Origin of the sequence: Roseivivax jejudonensis, assembly GCF_900172265.1 — a bacterium.
GTDB classification, from domain to species: domain Bacteria; phylum Pseudomonadota; class Alphaproteobacteria; order Rhodobacterales; family Rhodobacteraceae; genus Roseivivax; species Roseivivax jejudonensis.
Genome location: NZ_FWFK01000001.1, coordinates 694,819 through 711,098, shown reverse-complemented (window position 1 = coordinate 711,098; position 16,280 = coordinate 694,819). Strand labels below are relative to the sequence as shown.

The following is a 16,280-nucleotide window of genomic DNA, read 5'->3' as shown; positions in this document are numbered from 1 at the left end:
AGACTAGCGCGCGACGGTGCGCGCGCGTTCCCGCCCGCCGTTCAGTCGAGCGCCTTCGTGCCGAGCTGAGAGCCTTCGAGCACGCGCACCTCGCGCTGCGGGAAGGGGATCGAAATCCCGTTCTCCTGGAACGCGTCCCAGAGCGCGAGGTAGACGTTGCCGCGAATGTTGGTGAGGCCGCCTGTGGGGTCGCGGATCCAGAATCGCAGGATGTAGTCGACCGAACTGTCGCCGAAACCGACGATATGACAGACCGGCGGACGCTCGGACAGGACGCGCGTCGTCTTGGAGGCGGCCTCGACCGCGATCCTTCGGACGAGATGCGGATCGTCGCCGTAGGCGGTGCCGAAAAAGATATCGAGCCGCACGAAGTCGTTGGAATGGGACCAGTTCACCACCTGCCCGGTGATGAGATCCTCGTTCGGGATCAGGTATTCCTTGCCGTCACGCGTGGTGATCGACACGTAGCGCGCGCCGAGCGAATTGATCCAGCCGAATGTCTCGCCCAGAGATATGACGTCGCCCGGCTTGATCGACTTGTCGAGCAGGATAATGATGCCCGATACGAGGTTCGACACCACCTTCTGCAGGCCGAAACCGAGGCCCACGCCGATCGCGCCCGAGAGCACGGCGAGGCCTGTCAGGTCGACGCCCACGAGCTTCAGTGCGAGGAAGAAGGCGCTGCCGTAGAACAGCACCTGCAGCACCTTCACGGCCAGCACCTGCATGGACGGCGAGATTTCATCGTTGCGCCGGATGCGCGCGGCGGAGGAGATCGCGAGGAAGCGCGCGGCCGCGATCAGCACGATCAGCATCACCGCCGCCTGCAGCACGATCCAGAGCGACAGCCGCATCTCCCCGGCCGAGATCGCCACGCTGTCGAGCGCCGATCGAGCTTCTTCGCCGAGATTCAGGATCGACACCGTAACCCACGCCCATGCGCCGTAGCGGACGACGCTCTGCAACAACGGGTTGCCGATCAGACGGGTCGCGAAGGCTATCACCAGCCACGCGGTCGCGAGCTCCGCGATGACGCCGAGCAAATAGGATCGCGAGGGCCACGTCACCTCGCGGAGGATCCACACGGCGATCCAGGCAAGCACCACGAACAGGATCATCCGGACCCGGCGGTGGAGCAGCACGAGGATCCGCATGCGCCATTTCGGCCAGCCTTCGCGGCTCCGCATCCAGTCGTGGAACCGCGGGCGCAGCCCCCACGCGAGGATGTGCGCCAAGGCGAAGAGCGCGAGCGCGATGACGATCTGGTAGGCGTTCCACGGCCGCAGGAGGCCGGCCATGAATAGCTCGGCGCGCGCCAGAAGATCGAGCGCGATGGACTGCAATTGAGCGACGGTGTCGTTGTCAGGGATCATACGTAACGGTCCATGCGGTCCCGGAGCGTTGCAAATGGCACGTGCGGCTGCAAGCGCGTGCCGGACCGTTCACCTAGCGCCCGGTTGACGCGGTCAGGACCGATCGGCCGTCTGTCGCGATCGCGACATCCGACGTTCCGACCCAGAACGCAGCCGCCGCCAGCACGGCGATCATCGCCATGCTGAGCGCGTTGACGCGCGTCATGAAGGAACGTGTGTGCGGAGCCACGAAATCACCTGGCAGGTCGGCTTCGACGTCGGTCGCGGTGATAACGGCCCAGTGTGACACTTGTTTCCAACTGTGGCGCCGTGCCGCACCCCTGATCTTGCGCTCGAGTGTCGTCACGGCAGCGGCCGGGCGATCTCGTTGCGCCGCCGCCAGGGCAGGGTGAAGGGGTCGTCGTACCACATCGCGCGCAGCGCTCCGGACGGCGTTTCGCCCAGGGCCGCGATGCCGGCATCGAGGCGCCGGGCCTGCCGCGCGATCCGCGCCTCCGTTGCGAGCCCGGAAAAGGCGAGCACGGCCAGCCGCTCCGCCGGGCGCTCGGTCAGGCGGATGCCCTCGCGGTGGGGCTCCGGAAGATCGGATTGGCTCCGCCCGCGTGGAACGACGAACGAGACCGTCCACGCGTCGCCGTCCGGAACCGCGGCGGCCACCGCGGGCTGGCGGGTGACGGGCACGGTCATCGCGATCTTCTCTTCGGACGCGTTCTTGCCGAAGATGTAGCCGGCGAGAATGCGGAAGCCCTGTCGCAGCGCGCCGTCCCGCGGCCCCGCCAACGTGACTTCGGCCACGAGATGCGGGGCGTAGCGGCGGATCTCGACATCGCCGGCCCGCGCCTCGACCGTGTAGTCCGGTGCCTCGTAGCCCCGGTATCCGCCGGCCACGCCGTCGGCTGCCACGCTCGCCGCCGCCATCCAAAGACCTCCTGCCACGTTCGCTGCACGCATCGGATGCCCTCCGTCATCGATACTGATACGCGCTCCGCGCGGCATCGGTTCACTTCGCGAATGCTTGCGGGATCGCCCGCGGCGATGTATTTCGCGTGCATGATGCGGATCCACGATCTCGGCGACCGCTTCCGTCTGGAAGAGCGCTTCTACGGCGCGACGCACACGGTGCTCGCCCGCCTATGAGGCCGCTCGCGCCGTGCCCGGGCACAGGCGCTTCCGTAGCCAATCGCCACAGACATTACCGGGAGAGGACCGATGTCCCCCAAGACTCTCTATGACAAGATCTGGGATGCCCACCTCGTGCATGAGGCCGAGGACGGCTCCAGCCTGCTCTACATCGACCGCCACCTCGTTCACGAGGTGACGAGCCCGCAGGCCTTCGAGGGGCTGCGGCTTTCGGGCCGGACGGTGCGCGCGCCCGACAAGACGATCGCGGTGCCGGACCACAACGTGCCCACCGACACCGATCGCGCCAAGGGGATCGAGAACGAGCAGAGCCGCATCCAGCTCGAGGCGCTCGACCGAAACGCCAAGGATTTCGGCGTTCACTACTATCCCGTGTCGGATGTCCGGCAGGGCATCGTGCACATCATCGGCCCCGAGCAGGGCTGGACCCTGCCGGGGATGACGATCGTCTGCGGCGACAGCCATACCGCGACCCACGGCGCCTTCGGTGCGCTGGCGCACGGCATCGGCACGTCGGAGGTCGAGCACGTCCTTGCCACGCAGACGCTGATCCAGTCCAAGTCGAAGAACATGAAGGTCGAAATCACCGGCACCCTGCCGCCGGGCGTGACCGCCAAGGACATCACCATGGCGATCATTGGCCGGACCGGCACCGCCGGCGGCACCGGCTACGTGATCGAGTACTCCGGCAGCGCCATCCGCGAGCTGTCGATGGAAGGCCGCATGACCGTGTGCAACATGGCGATCGAGGGTGGCGCCCGCGCCGGCCTGATCGCCCCGGACCAGACCACCTTCGACTACGTGAAGGGCCGGGCCCACGCGCCGAAGGGCGCGCAGTGGGACGCGGCGATGGCGTGGTGGAAGACGCTCTACTCCGACGACGACGCGCACTGGGACAAGGTGGTGACCTTCGACGCCTCCGAGATTGCGCCTCTCGTCACCTGGGGCACCTCGCCCGAGGACGTGCTGCCGATCGACGGCGAGGTGCCGTCGCCCGACAGCTTCGAGGGCGGCAAGGTCTCGGCGGCCCAGCGCGCGCTCGAATACATGGGGCTCAAGCCCGGCACCCGGCTGCAGGACATCGAGATCGACACGGTGTTCATCGGGTCGTGCACCAACGGCCGGATCGAGGACTTGCGCGAGGTCGCGCGGATCATGGAAGGCCGCCGCGTGAAGGACGGTATCCGCGCGATGATCGTTCCGGGCTCCGGCCTCGTTCGGGCGCAGGCCGAGGAAGAGGGCATCGCCGCCAAATTGCAGGAGGCCGGCTTCGAATGGCGCATGGCGGGCTGTTCGATGTGCCTTGGCATGAACCCCGACCAGCTTGCGCCGGGCGAACGCTGCGCCTCGACCTCGAACCGCAATTTCGAGGGGCGGCAGGGGCGCGGCGGACGCACCCACCTGATGAGCCCCGCGATGGCGGCGGCGGCGGCCGTGACCGGCCGGCTCACCGACGTGCGTGAACTCGCGCAAGACAGCGTCCCGGCGTAAGGAGCCCTACCGATGGACAAGTTCGACACCCTCACCGGGATCGCCGCGCCGCTGCCGATCGTCAACGTCGATACCGACATGATCATCCCGAAGCAGTACCTGAAGACGATCCAGCGGACCGGCCTCGGCGTGAGCCTCTTCGACGAGATGCGCTACGACAGCGACGGCAACGAGGTGCCAGACTTCGTGCTGAACAAGCCGCAGTACCGAGAGGCCGAAATCCTCATCTCGGGCGAAAACTTCGGCTGCGGTTCGTCGCGGGAGCACGCCCCGTGGGCGATCAAGGATTTCGGGATCCGCTGCGTGATCGCGCCCAGCTTCGCGGACATCTTCTTCAACAACTGCTTCAAGAACGGCATCCTGCCGATCGCGCTTCCGCAGGAGCAGGTCGACATCCTCATGAAGGATGCCGAGCGCGGCCAGAACGCGCGCATGACCGTGGATCTCGAGGCGCAGACCGTCACCACCTCCGACGGCGAGGTGATCCGGTTCGAGATCGACCCGTTCCGCAAGCACTGCCTTCTGAACGGGCTCGACGACATCGCGCTCACGCTCGAAAAGGCTGCGGCGATTGACGGGTTCGAAGCCGAGGCCGCGCAATCCCGCCCCTGGGTCTGAGCGAATCCAGCGGTGCCGCGACGCGTTCGCGGCGCCGTGTCCGCCGGACCATCCCGTGTCCGGACCGGGACCGTCGCGCGTCGCCCAAGGCCGCGTAGCGGTCTTTTTTGCGGCAAATACAAGATATTGTTTCCCGTCGTGGCGTTGCCCCGTTTCCGCTCCGGAAATGATGCAATCCCGCACCAGCGCGACCGTCTTCTGGCCGCATTCCCGCGTAGACTGTGCGGCGGGCCTTGAGGCACTCGGGGAATGGAGGCAGCATTTGGGCAACAATGAGGCAGCCCGCCGGACCCGGCGGATCTTGGACGGAACAAGGGCGCGGCATGGCATCGCGGCCGTCCGGACCGAAAGGACAGAGCAGTGATCAACCGTTTGGCCGGCGCGATACTTCGCGCCATCCTCGTTGCGCTCGTCGTGGCGCTTCCGGCCGTCGCGCTGCCGGGTCTCACCGGGGACGCCAGCCAGATGGTTCTGCTTGCCGCGCTGGCCGCGGCGCTTCTTACGGTGGTCGAATACAACGCCGTCTCGCCCAGCCTCGTCGAATTCCGGTCCGCGCCGCCCTACAACCGGCTGCGCTTCGTGATGCTCACGATCGTCGTGCTCGTTCTGACGATCCTGACGCGGCACGCGACGATTCCGTCCCAGGCGGGCGCGGCCCTGACCGGCCTTGGCGCGACGGTTGGCCAGGCGATGGACTTTCCGTTCTCGCCAGTCCGGCTGATTCTCCTGGATCTGCCCGCCGACGCGGGACCCGAGAGCGTGGCGTTGGTGCGTGCGGCGGCGGGGATCGCCTATTTCGTCTCTCTGATGCTGGTCATCTTCTTCGTCGTCCTGGTGCGGCTGCTGAACTGGCCGATCCGCAAGAACGCCTTCAACGTCCTCGTGAATCTCCCTCTCTTCGACCCGACCGCCGGCGGCGATGTGCTGTCGCGGCTGAAGCGCGACGCGCATTTTAACGTCGCCTTAGGGTTTCTCCTGCCATTCCTGATCCCGGCGGCCATCAAGGCTGCGGCGGATTTCGGGTCCGTCACTCCGTTCAGCGGGCCGCTGACATTGGTATGGGTGATGACAGCATGGGCCTTTCTGCCGGCCAGCTTGATGATGAGAGGCGTCGCACTGATGCGCATCGCCGACCTGATCGAGGAAAAGCGGCGCCGGGCATACGCGCAATCCGAGCAGTTGCAACCGGCCTGACGCTTCTCGTCGTCGGGCTCTGGATCGGGGTCGCCCGCGCGGCACCGGCGGTCCCGACCCCCGCTCCCGAGACAATTCGGATCGCCACGTGGCACGCGCCTCTGACGCGCGACGGCCCGGGCCTATTGCTGCGCGATCTGGTGCGGGGCGAGGATCCGGCACTGGTTGCGACGGAAGTCGCGCTTCTCGCGGTCCGGCCCCATATCCTCGTTCTGACGGAGATCGATTACGATCATGCGGGTGCGGCGCTCGCAGCCCTGGCCGACCGGCTAAGGGCCGGCGGGCTGGACTATCCGCACCGGTTCCTCCGTCGCCCGAATACCGGCCGCCCGACCGGACGGGACATCGACGGCGACGGCCGCGCGCACGGTCCTCGTGATGCGCAGGGCTGGGGCCGGTTTTCCGGGGAGGGGGGCAGCGCGATCCTGTCCGTCCATCCGGTCGAGACGTCCGATGCGCGGGATCTGAGCGGATTTCTCTGGCGCGACCTTCCCGGAACGCGCATCGCGCCGAAGGATCCGGCGTACGAGGTGCAACGGCTGTCGAGCGACGTGCACTGGGTGGTTCCGATCCGGCTGCCGTCGTCGCCGCGCCCGCTCTCTCTGATGGTGTTCCATGCTACGCCACCGGTCTTCGACGGGCCCGACGACCGAAACGGACGTCGCAACGCCGACGAGATCCGGCTGTGGCAGGTTCTGCTAAACGGTACGTCGGGGCTGCCCCGGATCACGCCACCCTTCGTGATCGCCGGCGACGCGAACCTCGATCCGGAGGCGGGCGACGGTCGGCGCGGCGCAATTCGCGATCTTCTGTCCGATCCGCGCTTGCAGGATCCGATGCCGCGCACGGCAAGCGTGGACTGGAGCCGCCTTGGCCTCGGAGAGATGCGCGTCAGCTACCTTCTGCCCTCCCGCGATCTCGTCTTGCGCGACGCCGGCACGTATCGCGCGGCGCCGGAGGCGGGAGAACATCGCCTGGTCTGGATCGATGTCGCGCTGCCGCCGGACCCGGACATCAGCGACAGCGGAGAGGCCCCTGCGGACGACACAGACGTCTTGGACAGCGGATCGAATGCGCCGGCGCGGCGGCGCTGATCTTCAACAGCGACTCGCTTGCCACGTTTGACGAGACGCTCGATCCGCCGAAACCGGAGCAAGGACACCAGTACCGGAGCATGCGCGGGCCCCGGCGAACGGGCGCCACCCGGTCGAACGGCGTCCCGCTTTCTTGACGCCGCGTGCGGCTTCGCCTACCCGCATCGACGATCCGAAGCGCCGTCAAGGAGGCAAGCCGCCCATGTCCACCCCTTCGCTCCTCATCCTGCCTGGCGACGGCATCGGCCCCGAGGTCATGGCGGAGGTGCGCCGCATCATCGACTGGTTCGGTGCGAAACGCGGTCTGCCTTTCGACGTGAGCGAAGACCTCGTCGGCGGCGCCGCCTACGACGCGCACGGCACGCCGCTGACGGACGACACGATGGCGCTCGCACAGGACGCCGACGCGGTTCTCCTGGGCGCGGTGGGCGGGCCCAAATACGACGTTCTCGACTTCTCGGTGAAGCCCGAGCGCGGGTTGCTGCGGTTGCGCAAGGAAATGGACCTCTTCGCCAACCTGCGCCCCGCGCAGTGCTTCGACGCGCTCGCCGATTTCTCGTCCCTAAAGCGCGACGTGGTTGCCGGCCTCGACATCATGATCGTGCGGGAGCTGACCTCCGGCGTCTATTTCGGCGAACCGCGCGGCATCTTCGAGGATGGCAACGAGCGCGTGGGTATCAACACGCAGCGCTACACCGAGAGCGAGATCGAGCGCGTGGCGCGTTCGGCCTTCGACCTCGCGATGAAGCGCGACCGCAAACTGTGCTCGATGGAGAAGGCGAACGTGATGGAGTCCGGGGTCCTCTGGCGCGAGGTCGTGACCCGCGTCGGTGCCGAGTATCCCGACGTCGAGCTCAGCCACATGTACGCGGACGCCGGCGCGATGCAGCTGACGCGCTGGCCCAAGCAGTTCGACGTTATCGTGACAGACAACCTGTTCGGCGACCTGCTTTCGGATCTCGCGGCGATGCTGACCGGGTCGCTTGGCATGCTGCCATCGGCCAGCCTCGGTGCACCGATGTCGAACGGCCGGCCCAAGGCGCTCTACGAGCCCGTCCACGGCTCGGCACCCGACATCGCAGGGCAGGGCAAGGCGAACCCGATCGCCTGCATCCTCAGTTTCGCGATGGCGCTGCGCTACAGCTTCGACCAGGGCGCCGAGGCGTCGCGGCTGGAAGCCGCTGTCGAGCACGTGCTGGCCGAAGGACACCGCACCGCCGACCTCCTGGGCGAAGAGGGGCGGGCGCCGCTTTCGACCTCGGCGATGGGCGACGCGATCCTCGCCGCCCTCGACGCGAGCGTCTGATCGCCGCCGGCGCCCGCAACAGGGCCCTTGCGGCCGCTGCGGGTTGCCTTCGTTTGGGCCGGCGGTCTAGCTGACGGAAACCCGCAGCTCGGAGCCGGCCCATGCCGTCCAACGCGCGCGCCGCCCTGATCGCGCTTCTGGCATTCGCCCTGTTCGCCACGCACGACGTCATCGTGAAGGCGCTGGGCGCCACCTATTCGTCGTTCCAGATCGTGTTCTACAGCGTTCTGTTCGGCTTTCCGCTGGTCACGCTGACGCTCATCAACGATCCGGAGCCCGGGCATCTGCGACCGCGCCATCCGTGGTGGGTCGCGCTTCGCACGCTGGCTGCGGTGGTGACCGCGGCGGCGGCGTTCTACGCGTTCTCATCGATCGCCCTGGCGCAGGTCTATGCGATCATCTTCGCAGCGCCGATCCTGATCACGCTCCTGGCGATCCCGATCCTCGGCGAACAGGTGGGGCTGCGCCGCGGCGTCGCCATCGTGGTCGGGCTGTGCGGCGTGATCGTCGTGCTGCGACCGGGGGCGACGGCACTGACCGCCGGGCACCTCGCCGCGCTGGTCGCGGCAGGCGGCAGTGCTCTGGCCTCGGTCATCTCGCGCCGGATCGGCCCGGACGAGCGCAGCGTCGTGCTCGTGCTCTACCCGATGCTCGCAAACTTCGCGATCATGGGGGCGCTGATGGCCGAGCCCTACCGCCCGATGCCGCTGACCGATCTGGCGCTCAACGCCGCGATCGCGGCGCTGGGCTTCGCCGGCGCGATGCTGATGGTCGCGGGCTACAAGGCCGGCGAAGCGGCCGTCGTCGCGCCGATGCAGTATTCACAAATCCTGTGGGCGACGCTCTACGGCGCGCTGTTCTTCGACGAGATACCCGACGCGGCGACGATCCTCGGCACGGCCATCATCATTGCCAGCGGGCTGTACATCGTCGCGCGCGAGAGCCTGTCGGGACGCTCCAACGCCAAGCCCGTGTCGCGCACCCGAACGCGCCACCTGACCGGCACCGCGCCGCGGGTCGGGGCGCTGCTGAAAACCGCGCTCCCGCCCTCGCGGAAGCCGCGCTGAACCCCTTGTCAAAGTCCTGCGCCTCGGCTACGACGCGCGCCACGGTCGGAGTGTAGCTCAGCCTGGTAGAGCACTGTCTTCGGGAGGCAGGGGTCGTAGGTTCGAATCCTGCCACTCCGACCAATTTTTCCAACAACTTACGAGCCCCGGAGGGGGCGCTGACGGTGGCTCAATCTGTGCGGCTGCACAGGTTGTCGATTCCAGCCAGCACCAAACGAAAAACCCCGGCGCAGCGGCAACTGCAACCGGGGTCCGACATGAGAGAGCATCTGGAAAGCTCGCGCTTCTAGCTACCCCACTTTGGGCGAATCGTCACCCCATCATTTCGAAGCATTGGGGGGTGACGGCATGACCGAGCAGCGATCCCTCTCCAAGCTGATGAGGCGCGAGCACCTCGGCGTCACGAAGATGCTCGGCTACACGCTCACGCTCGGCGATTACGAGGACTGGGCGCGGTTCTCCGACTTCCTGGCGGCCCGCGCGTCGGACGAAGTCCGCGCAGCGCTCGCATGGGCCGCTCTGCGCTCCCTCGAGGAGCCGCTGGCCGAGGCCGTCGCTGCTACCGTCCTCGGATCGAGCGACGGGCCGCTTCCGGCGTTCCTCGATCCCATGAGCGACGCGCGCTTCTGGGCCAGCGTTGCGAGCCGGCGGGAACTGAAGGCTTACGCCTCGGCCGCCTTCGAGGCTCTGTGCATTCGCGATCAGAGCGCCTTCCTCGATCACTTCGGTGAAGGGAGGGCCGCGGCATGAGCGTGCGCAACATCGAAGAGCTGCTGTTCCAGATGCCGACAGTCCAGCGACGGGCGTCGGACGAATGGGCTCGGACCTTCGCCGCTTCGATCATGAAACAGAGCCGGCGCCGCAACTGGCGGCCGAGCGAGAAGCAGGAGGCCATCATGCGCCGCCTGGTCTCGGAGATCTTCGGAGAGCCCGAAGACCTCGTCGTGATCGAGGAGGACTGAGAAACGAAGCGCGCCGGTGGCCGCCGGCGCGCCTCAAAACGTTGGCGGTCGTCTTTCACGAGTTAGGCTGGGCCGCCAAGCAGAAGTGTTACAGTGTATCGGGTCACAGCACAAGGGCAGCTATTCCGCATCATGCGGTCTCCCCACGCCCTAAGACCCCGCTGCCACCCTCTAGGCGGCGAACATGGGGGAGCGGACCGAGCCGAGGGAAAGGCAGGTCTGGCCTAAGCGACGGGCTCGTCCGAATGGATAGGTCAAGATCGTGGCGGTCAGAGCGGGAGGCCGGGTTTTATCCCCAGGTCGCTGTAACTCGCTTTCTGACCGTCGCTCTGGGTCTGAACCGATGGATAGGGCGGTAGAGAGCAACGGTTGAGTAGAGAGAGACACGCGCGAGGACACGATGAGCAGGCACGACACCAAACTTAGATCCGTACGCGAGAATCCTCCTCTCGACAGGTGGCGCTTCGACGCCATCACCACCGGCCCTGAGAAGCTCTGGGGGCTCAGCACCATCGCCTCGGCCATTGGCGTGAGCGTGGACAAGGCGCGTCGCCTCGCTCATCTGGACCACGTGCCGATCTACCGCCCCGACGGCGAGAGCTACTTCGCTCTGAGGTCGGAGCTGAACGCCTGGCTCCGGACGAAGAGGTGAAGGCTCTACCAAGGCCCCTGCGCGTTGATCCTGCGCATGTGGCGCGCGACGGCTTCGAGGTCGTGAGGCTCAAACTCCTCTACGGTATCGAGCCCGAATGTCTCGGAGACAAACGCGACCGTCGCTTCTGCGTCCGCCGAGTAGATGCCCCTGTCGCAGATCAACGCGCCAGCCGCCGTCAGTCCGACCCAGCGAGCAACGTGGGTTTCAAGATCGCGGCCGACGAAGACTTTGGTAAGCTTGCCTCCAGACCTGCGAAGGCGCCGTTCATCCAGCATGGAACCACCTTCGCGACGCGCATTGATATAGGTCAAGCATGCTCAACCCTGACACGACGTCATGCCCGGGGGTGTTCTTCGACTTTGGTCGGTCTCTAGGGACCGGCGCGGGAAGCCTCGCACAAGATCGGCCGGAATCTGGATTTTTCGGACCCACGGAAACCCACGAAAACCAATGATTGCCTGCATCTGGCCAGCTAGGCGGCGTCGCTCGGCTCCGCGATCCTTGCGGCATGTGGCCGTTTTCTCGCAGATCCCAGACACCGACCGAGACAAAGGGGCTCGCCGAGCCCGGCGATGATCTCTACGCGATCTTCGGCCTGACACCGACTTCGACCGGTGGCGCTGTCGTGACGCCCGACGCGGCGCTGCGTGTGCCGGCGGTGGGGTCTGCGATCCGGGTCATCTCGGAGGCCGTGGCGACGCTCGACATCAGCGTGAAGCGGATCGAAGCGGATGGCACGGAGGTCGATGTTCCGGATCACCCGGTTCTACCCTTTCTGCGCGATGAGGCGAACGACTGGACGGACGGCTTCTCGCTGATCCGGGATCTCGTGATCGACGCGCTCTCCGACGACCGCGGCGGCGTCGCCTACGTCAATCGCCTGGGTGACGGGCGCATCGCCGAGATCATCCGCTACCGGCGCGGCGTGGTCGACGTGCAGTTCGATCAGACGACCGGCGAACCGCGCTACAAGATCGACAGCCGTGTTGTTCCCGCCGGGAACATGATCCATCTGCGCAGCCCGTCCGGCCGCTCACCACTATCGCTGGCGCGTGAGGCCATCGGCGTTGCTATCGCCCTGGACACCCACGCAGCCAAGCTCTTCGGCAGTGGTGCCCGCCCGTCCGGCGCTCTCAAGTTCCCGAAAAACCTCGGAGAGGGCGCGGTCAGGAAGATGATCGAGACCTGGCGCGCCACGCATGAAGGACAGGACAATGGCGGCAAGACCGCGATCCTGTACGACGACGCGACCTTCGAGCCCTACACATTCAATTCGACCGACAGCCAGTTCATCGAGAACCGCAAGTTCCAGATCCTCGAGATCGCTCGCTGCTTCCGCGTGCCGCCCGCCATGCTCTTCGACCACGACCGAGCAACTTGGTCGAACGGCGAGCAGCAGGGCCGCGAATTTCTGAGCTACACATTGGAGCCGTGGTTGAGGGCGACGGAGGGCGCGCTCCGGCGGGCGCTGCTGACGGACGAGGAGCGGCCGCAATATGCGATACGCTTCGACCGCGATGATTTGACCCGCGCCGATCTTTCGACCCGCTCGACTGTGATCAACTCGCTGATCTCGTCTCAGGTCATCAACGCGAACGAGAGCAGGGCGTGGCTCGGCCTGCCGCCGCGCGAGGGCGGCGATCAGTTCATGAACCCGAACATCGCAACAGAGGGCGCCGAGCCCGACGACGAGGAGACCGACGATGCAGCTTGAGGACATTCGCATTCTGACACTGAAGAAGGGCGATGTGATCGTTGTCTCCACCGACCTCACAGCGGGGCAGCAATCGAAGCAGCAGATCATCGCGAACATTCAGAACGTCGTCGCCGATGTGCCGGTCCTCGTGCTTGATCAAGGCATGGCCCTGAGCGTGGTCCGGAAGGACGGTTACGGATGGACCTGACCGAGATCAGATCGTTCTCGGCTGACCAGGAGCGCGGCCAGTGGTTCGATCTCCTCGATCCTGAGACCGGGCGCGCTACCGGGATCCGTCTCAAGATCGCGGGGCCGGACAGCGAGACGCAGAACCGCGCTCGGCTGGCACTGGCTGACGAACTCTCTGATGTGGCCGACGCCGACGGACGAGTAACCGCAGAAGCGCGAGAGCGTGCGCGTTTGAACAGCCTCGCGAAATGCGTGCTCGACTGGGAAGTGGCGGAGGACGGCCAGCCTTTGGCCTGCACGCACTCGAACATCCTGCGGTTTCTAAAGGCCGCTTACTGGGTGCAGGTGGAAATCGATGCCTATGCCTCCGACCGCTCAGCTCATCGGAGGGTCGGCTGATGGATCGCGTCTACCTCGAAACCAAGCTCGACGCCTCGGACGATGGCAACATCGAGGGCATGGCGTGGCCGTACGAGAAGGCGGACCGGATCGGCGACATGATCGCCAAGGGCGCCTTCACCGGCACCTCGCTGCCGCTGCCGATGCTCTTCGGCCACGATCAGAACGACCCTGTCGGAACGTGGGACGAGGCCGACGACGGCGGCGAGGGGCTGCGCCTCAAGGGCCGGCTTCTCGTCGATGACGTTGTCCGGGCCCGCGAGGTCCGCGCCCTGGTCCGCGCCGGCGCCGTTCGCGGCATCTCCATCGGCTTCCGCACGAAGAAGGCGGCACCCCGGCGCGGTGGCGGCCGGACGATCTCCGAACTCGAATTGCTCGAGGCGTCCCTGGTGACGATCCCGATGCACCCAGGCGCCCGGGTGACGAGCGCCAAGACCGCGGTGCGCGCGCTGACGCTCGCCGCCGAACTCCAACGCGCCGCGGCGCAGCTCGCAGAGAGGTAATCATGCGACATCTGAAGAAGACCGAGCTGCGCGGCAGCACGGCACTCACCCTCAAGGATGGCGGCTCCGACGACGATCCGAACGACATCGTGTCGAAGGCCATCGGCGATCTGACCGAGACCGTGAACAAGCGGCTCGACGACATCGAGAAGAAGACCGACACGACGAAGCTCGAGGAGCGGCTCGACAAGATCGAGGCAAAGGCCAATCGCGCCAAGGGCGACGGCGACGACGATCCCGACGAGAAGGCCGAGACCGAGAAGAAGGCGTTCGCGAACTATCTCCGGCTGGGCAACCAGACGCCGGCCGACGAGATCAAGGCGCTCACCGTCTCGAACGATCCGCAGGCCGGCTACCTGGCACCCGCGGAGATGTCGACGGAGTTCGTGCGCAACCTCGTCGAGTTCTCGCCGATCCGCTCCATTGCCAGCGTCCGCGGCATCACGGGCCCCTCGGTGAAGTACCCGAAGCGCAACTCGGTGACCAACGCGCAGTGGGAAGGCGAGGCAGAGGATTCGGAAGAGAGCGAACCGACCTTCGGTCAACTCGAGGTCTTCCCGTACAAGCTGACGACCTTCACCGACATCTCGAACGAACTGCTGTCGGACAGCGGCGGCACGGCCGAGGCCGAGGTTCGCCTCGCCCTCGCCGAGGACTTCGGTAAGAAGGAGGGCACGGCGTTCGTCAACGGGACCGGCTCCGGCCAGCCCGAGGGCCTGATGACGCATCCCGACATCGCCGAGACGGTCAACGGCTCGACCACGGCACTCTCGCCCGACAAGATGATCGATCTGATGTACGCGCTGCCGGCGATGTACCGCAACGCGGGCACGTGGCTGATGAACGGCACGACCCTCGCCGCGGTGCGCAAGCTGAAGGACGGCGACGGTCGGTTTCTCTGGCAGCCGGCGTTCACCGCAGGTCAGCCCGAAACGATCCTGGGCCGCCCCGTCGTCGAGGCCATCGACATGCCCGACATCTCGTCGGGTGCGTTCCCGATTCTCTACGGCGACTTCTCGGCCTACCGCATCGTCGACCGTCTCGCGATGTCGATCCTTTCGGACCCGTACACGCAGGCGCGCAAGGGCGTGACCCGCATGCACGCCACGCGTCGCGTCGGCGGCCGCGTCCTCCAGGCCGCGCGCTTCCGCAAGCTCAAGATGTCCACCTCGTAAGGAGACCGACCATGCGATCCCTTCAACCCAACATCGGCGCCGTTCCGATGGTCGCTCCGGCGGTCCACACCGGCAACAACACCGGCGCCGCGACCGACCTTCTCGGCTTCGAGAGCGCCTGCCTCGTGGTGAACACGGGCGCGGTGGCCGGCGACGGCGACTTCTCGATCAAGCTTCAGGAGAGCGACACCACCACCGCCGGCGACTTTGCGGACGTGGCGGCCGAGCATCTGACCGGCACCGTGCCCGCAACCCTCGAGGCCGCCAGCGTCTACCGGCTCGGCTACATCGGCCACCGCCGGTACCTGCGCACGGTCCTGACCCGCAACGGCGGCACGTCGCTCGCGCTCGGCGCGGTCCTCGTGAAGGGCCATCCCGCCGAGGTTCCGGTCACCTGATCATGAATACCGCAGCGCATCTCCTTTCTGAGGGCCACGCGACCGGCCCGAAAACGGCAAGCCGCTCTCCCTGCGCTGCGGATCGTCGGCCTAAGACCAAGGGCCAAGGGCGGTGGGGTCGCAACGGTGGGCGGGGTTTCGTCATGGCCCCGCCTGCCGCTCAGCTTGAAAGCTCGTCATGCCATCGAAACCTGCACGCCTCTGCGGCTGTGGCATCCGCGTCGATCCCGGCGTCCGCTGTCCGTGCCAGCAGCGCATGGACGCGGCGCGCAAGGCCCGCTTCGACAAGACCCGCCCCAGCGCGGCCGCCCGAGGTCTCGACGGCGACTGGCGGCGCCTCCGCGCGGCGCACCTGCGAGAGCATCCGAACTGCCGGCGCTGCGGCGCCCCGGCCCGCGAGGTCGATCACATCGTTCCGAGATCCGTCGCTCCTGAGCGGCGGCTCGACCCGACCAACCTGCAGAGCCTCTGCACCCCCTGTCACTCCGGCGCCAAACAGCGAGAAGAGCGCCGCAACCTCGCGAGGTAACTGACATGCCCATGTTCGCAACCGCGGGCTCCAAGCTCTACATCGGCGGCGTCCTGCCCGATCAGAATTCCGATTTCGCCGAGTCCGACTTCGACGGCGAGACCTGGACGGAGATCTCGAGGCTGGAGAGCCTCGGCTCGCTCGGCGACGCCGCAAGCGAGGTGACGTTCGAGGATATCGGCCAGCAGCGCACCAAGCGGATCAAGGGCACCCGGACCGCGCCGCCCATGGAGTTGGTCGCCGCCATCGACTACGACGATGCCGGTCAGCAGGCGCTGATCGCGGCCGAGAAGACCAACGACAACTACGCCTTCAAGCTGGAGTTTCCCGACGCGCCGGCCGGCGGCACGCCGAGCGAGCGGTACTTCATCGCCATCGTCGGAAGCCAGACCGAGGCCTACGACACCGCGAACAACGTCATGAAGCTCAACGCTTCGCTCTGGGTGAACTCGAACGTGGTGCGCGTCGACGCCGCCGAGGGCGTCTGAGGC

At 66.7% G+C, this 16,280-nt stretch carries 22 protein-coding genes and 1 tRNA gene; 19 read left to right on the top strand and 4 right to left on the bottom strand.

From position 1 onward, the window contains the following. Positions 1-41: 41 nt before the first annotated feature. From ROJ8625_RS03575 to ROJ8625_RS03570, 3 genes are all read right to left on the bottom strand, one after another. A complete protein-coding gene (locus tag ROJ8625_RS03575) occupies positions 42-1,373 on the bottom strand; it encodes a mechanosensitive ion channel family protein (protein ID WP_085790449.1) in 1,332 nt (443 codons plus the stop codon). A gap of 73 nt (positions 1,374-1,446) precedes the next feature. Then, a complete protein-coding gene (locus tag ROJ8625_RS20545; protein ID WP_143535027.1) occupies positions 1,447-1,719 on the bottom strand; it encodes a hypothetical protein in 273 nt (90 codons plus the stop codon). After that, a complete protein-coding gene (locus ROJ8625_RS03570) occupies positions 1,716-2,291 on the bottom strand; it encodes an SOUL family heme-binding protein (protein WP_234984153.1) in 576 nt (191 codons plus the stop codon). The genes ROJ8625_RS20545 and ROJ8625_RS03570 overlap by 4 nt, the downstream gene beginning before the upstream one ends. Positions 2,292-2,384: 93 nt before the next feature. Between ROJ8625_RS03570 and ROJ8625_RS21130 the strand changes: the two genes are divergently transcribed. The 11 genes from ROJ8625_RS21130 (at position 2,385) to ROJ8625_RS03520 (ending at position 10,897) form a co-directional block, all read left to right on the top strand. Further along, complete coding sequence (locus tag ROJ8625_RS21130; RefSeq protein ID WP_200813268.1) at positions 2,385-2,510, top strand: isopropylmalate isomerase; 126 nt, start codon at positions 2,385-2,387, stop codon at positions 2,508-2,510. Between the two features lie 72 nt (positions 2,511-2,582). Continuing rightward, the gene (leuC, locus tag ROJ8625_RS03565; protein ID WP_085790447.1) at positions 2,583-4,004 is read left to right on the top strand and encodes a 3-isopropylmalate dehydratase large subunit; all 1,422 of its coding nucleotides are present in this window, start codon (positions 2,583-2,585) and stop codon (positions 4,002-4,004) included. A 12-nt stretch (positions 4,005-4,016) separates the two neighbouring features. Continuing rightward, entirely contained in the window at positions 4,017-4,622 is a 606-nt protein-coding gene (gene leuD, locus ROJ8625_RS03560) for a 3-isopropylmalate dehydratase small subunit (protein WP_085790446.1), read from the top strand. 360 nt (positions 4,623-4,982) lie between these two features. Continuing rightward, positions 4,983-5,816, top strand: a complete 834-nt coding sequence (locus ROJ8625_RS03555) for a hypothetical protein (protein WP_085790445.1) — start codon at positions 4,983-4,985, stop codon at positions 5,814-5,816. 125 nt (positions 5,817-5,941) lie between these two features. Further along, positions 5,942-6,910, top strand: a complete 969-nt coding sequence (locus ROJ8625_RS03550) for an endonuclease/exonuclease/phosphatase family protein (protein ID WP_200813287.1) — start codon at positions 5,942-5,944, stop codon at positions 6,908-6,910. A 202-nt stretch (positions 6,911-7,112) separates the two neighbouring features. Next, positions 7,113-8,216, top strand: coding sequence for a 3-isopropylmalate dehydrogenase (gene leuB / locus ROJ8625_RS03545; protein WP_085790444.1), 1,104 nt, complete (start codon positions 7,113-7,115; stop codon positions 8,214-8,216). Between the two features lie 101 nt (positions 8,217-8,317). Beyond that, entirely contained in the window at positions 8,318-9,283 is a 966-nt protein-coding gene (locus ROJ8625_RS03540; RefSeq protein ID WP_085790443.1) for a DMT family transporter, read from the top strand. 46 nt (positions 9,284-9,329) lie between these two features. After that, a tRNA-Pro gene (locus ROJ8625_RS03535) sits at positions 9,330-9,406 on the top strand. Between the two features lie 225 nt (positions 9,407-9,631). Then, a complete protein-coding gene (locus tag ROJ8625_RS03530; RefSeq protein ID WP_085790442.1) occupies positions 9,632-10,033 on the top strand; it encodes a hypothetical protein in 402 nt (133 codons plus the stop codon). Beyond that, positions 10,030-10,245: a hypothetical protein gene (locus ROJ8625_RS03525; RefSeq protein WP_085790441.1), complete on the top strand. Its 216-nt coding sequence runs from the start codon at positions 10,030-10,032 to the stop codon at positions 10,243-10,245. Before ROJ8625_RS03530 ends, ROJ8625_RS03525 begins: the two co-directional genes overlap by 4 nt. 400 nt (positions 10,246-10,645) lie before the next feature. Beyond that, positions 10,646-10,897, top strand: a complete 252-nt coding sequence (locus tag ROJ8625_RS03520) for a DNA-binding protein (RefSeq protein ID WP_085790440.1) — start codon at positions 10,646-10,648, stop codon at positions 10,895-10,897. A gap of 5 nt (positions 10,898-10,902) precedes the next feature. Here ROJ8625_RS03520 and ROJ8625_RS03515 read toward each other — a convergent pair whose 3' ends face one another. Continuing rightward, a complete protein-coding gene (locus ROJ8625_RS03515) occupies positions 10,903-11,211 on the bottom strand; it encodes a hypothetical protein (RefSeq protein WP_159456710.1) in 309 nt (102 codons plus the stop codon). Between the two features lie 197 nt (positions 11,212-11,408). Here ROJ8625_RS03515 and ROJ8625_RS03510 point away from each other — a divergent pair, with 197 nt between their 5' ends. The 8 genes from ROJ8625_RS03510 (at position 11,409) to ROJ8625_RS03475 (ending at position 16,277) form a co-directional block, all read left to right on the top strand. Then, positions 11,409-12,614: a phage portal protein gene (locus ROJ8625_RS03510; RefSeq protein WP_085790438.1), complete on the top strand. Its 1,206-nt coding sequence runs from the start codon at positions 11,409-11,411 to the stop codon at positions 12,612-12,614. Continuing rightward, positions 12,604-12,804 carry a thioredoxin domain-containing protein gene (locus ROJ8625_RS03505; protein WP_085790437.1) on the top strand — a complete coding sequence of 67 codons (201 nt, stop codon included), beginning with the start codon at positions 12,604-12,606 and terminating at the stop codon, positions 12,802-12,804. Before ROJ8625_RS03510 ends, ROJ8625_RS03505 begins: the two co-directional genes overlap by 11 nt. Then, positions 12,795-13,184 carry a hypothetical protein gene (locus ROJ8625_RS03500; RefSeq protein WP_085790436.1) on the top strand — a complete coding sequence of 130 codons (390 nt, stop codon included), beginning with the start codon at positions 12,795-12,797 and terminating at the stop codon, positions 13,182-13,184. Before ROJ8625_RS03505 ends, ROJ8625_RS03500 begins: the two co-directional genes overlap by 10 nt. Next, a complete protein-coding gene (locus ROJ8625_RS03495; protein ID WP_085790435.1) occupies positions 13,184-13,687 on the top strand; it encodes an HK97 family phage prohead protease in 504 nt (167 codons plus the stop codon). The genes ROJ8625_RS03500 and ROJ8625_RS03495 overlap by 1 nt, the downstream gene beginning before the upstream one ends. 2 nt (positions 13,688-13,689) lie before the next feature. Beyond that, positions 13,690-14,862 carry a phage major capsid protein gene (locus ROJ8625_RS03490; RefSeq protein WP_085790434.1) on the top strand — a complete coding sequence of 391 codons (1,173 nt, stop codon included), beginning with the start codon at positions 13,690-13,692 and terminating at the stop codon, positions 14,860-14,862. Positions 14,863-14,873: 11 nt separating this feature from the next. Next, a complete protein-coding gene (locus ROJ8625_RS03485; RefSeq protein WP_085790433.1) occupies positions 14,874-15,260 on the top strand; it encodes a hypothetical protein in 387 nt (128 codons plus the stop codon). Between the two features lie 178 nt (positions 15,261-15,438). Next, positions 15,439-15,789, top strand: a complete 351-nt coding sequence (locus ROJ8625_RS03480; protein WP_085790432.1) for an HNH endonuclease — start codon at positions 15,439-15,441, stop codon at positions 15,787-15,789. Between the two features lie 5 nt (positions 15,790-15,794). After that, on the top strand, positions 15,795-16,277 hold the full coding sequence (locus tag ROJ8625_RS03475; RefSeq protein WP_085790431.1) for a phage tail tube protein: 483 nt from the start codon (positions 15,795-15,797) through the stop codon (positions 16,275-16,277). Positions 16,278-16,280: the final 3 nt, after the last annotated feature.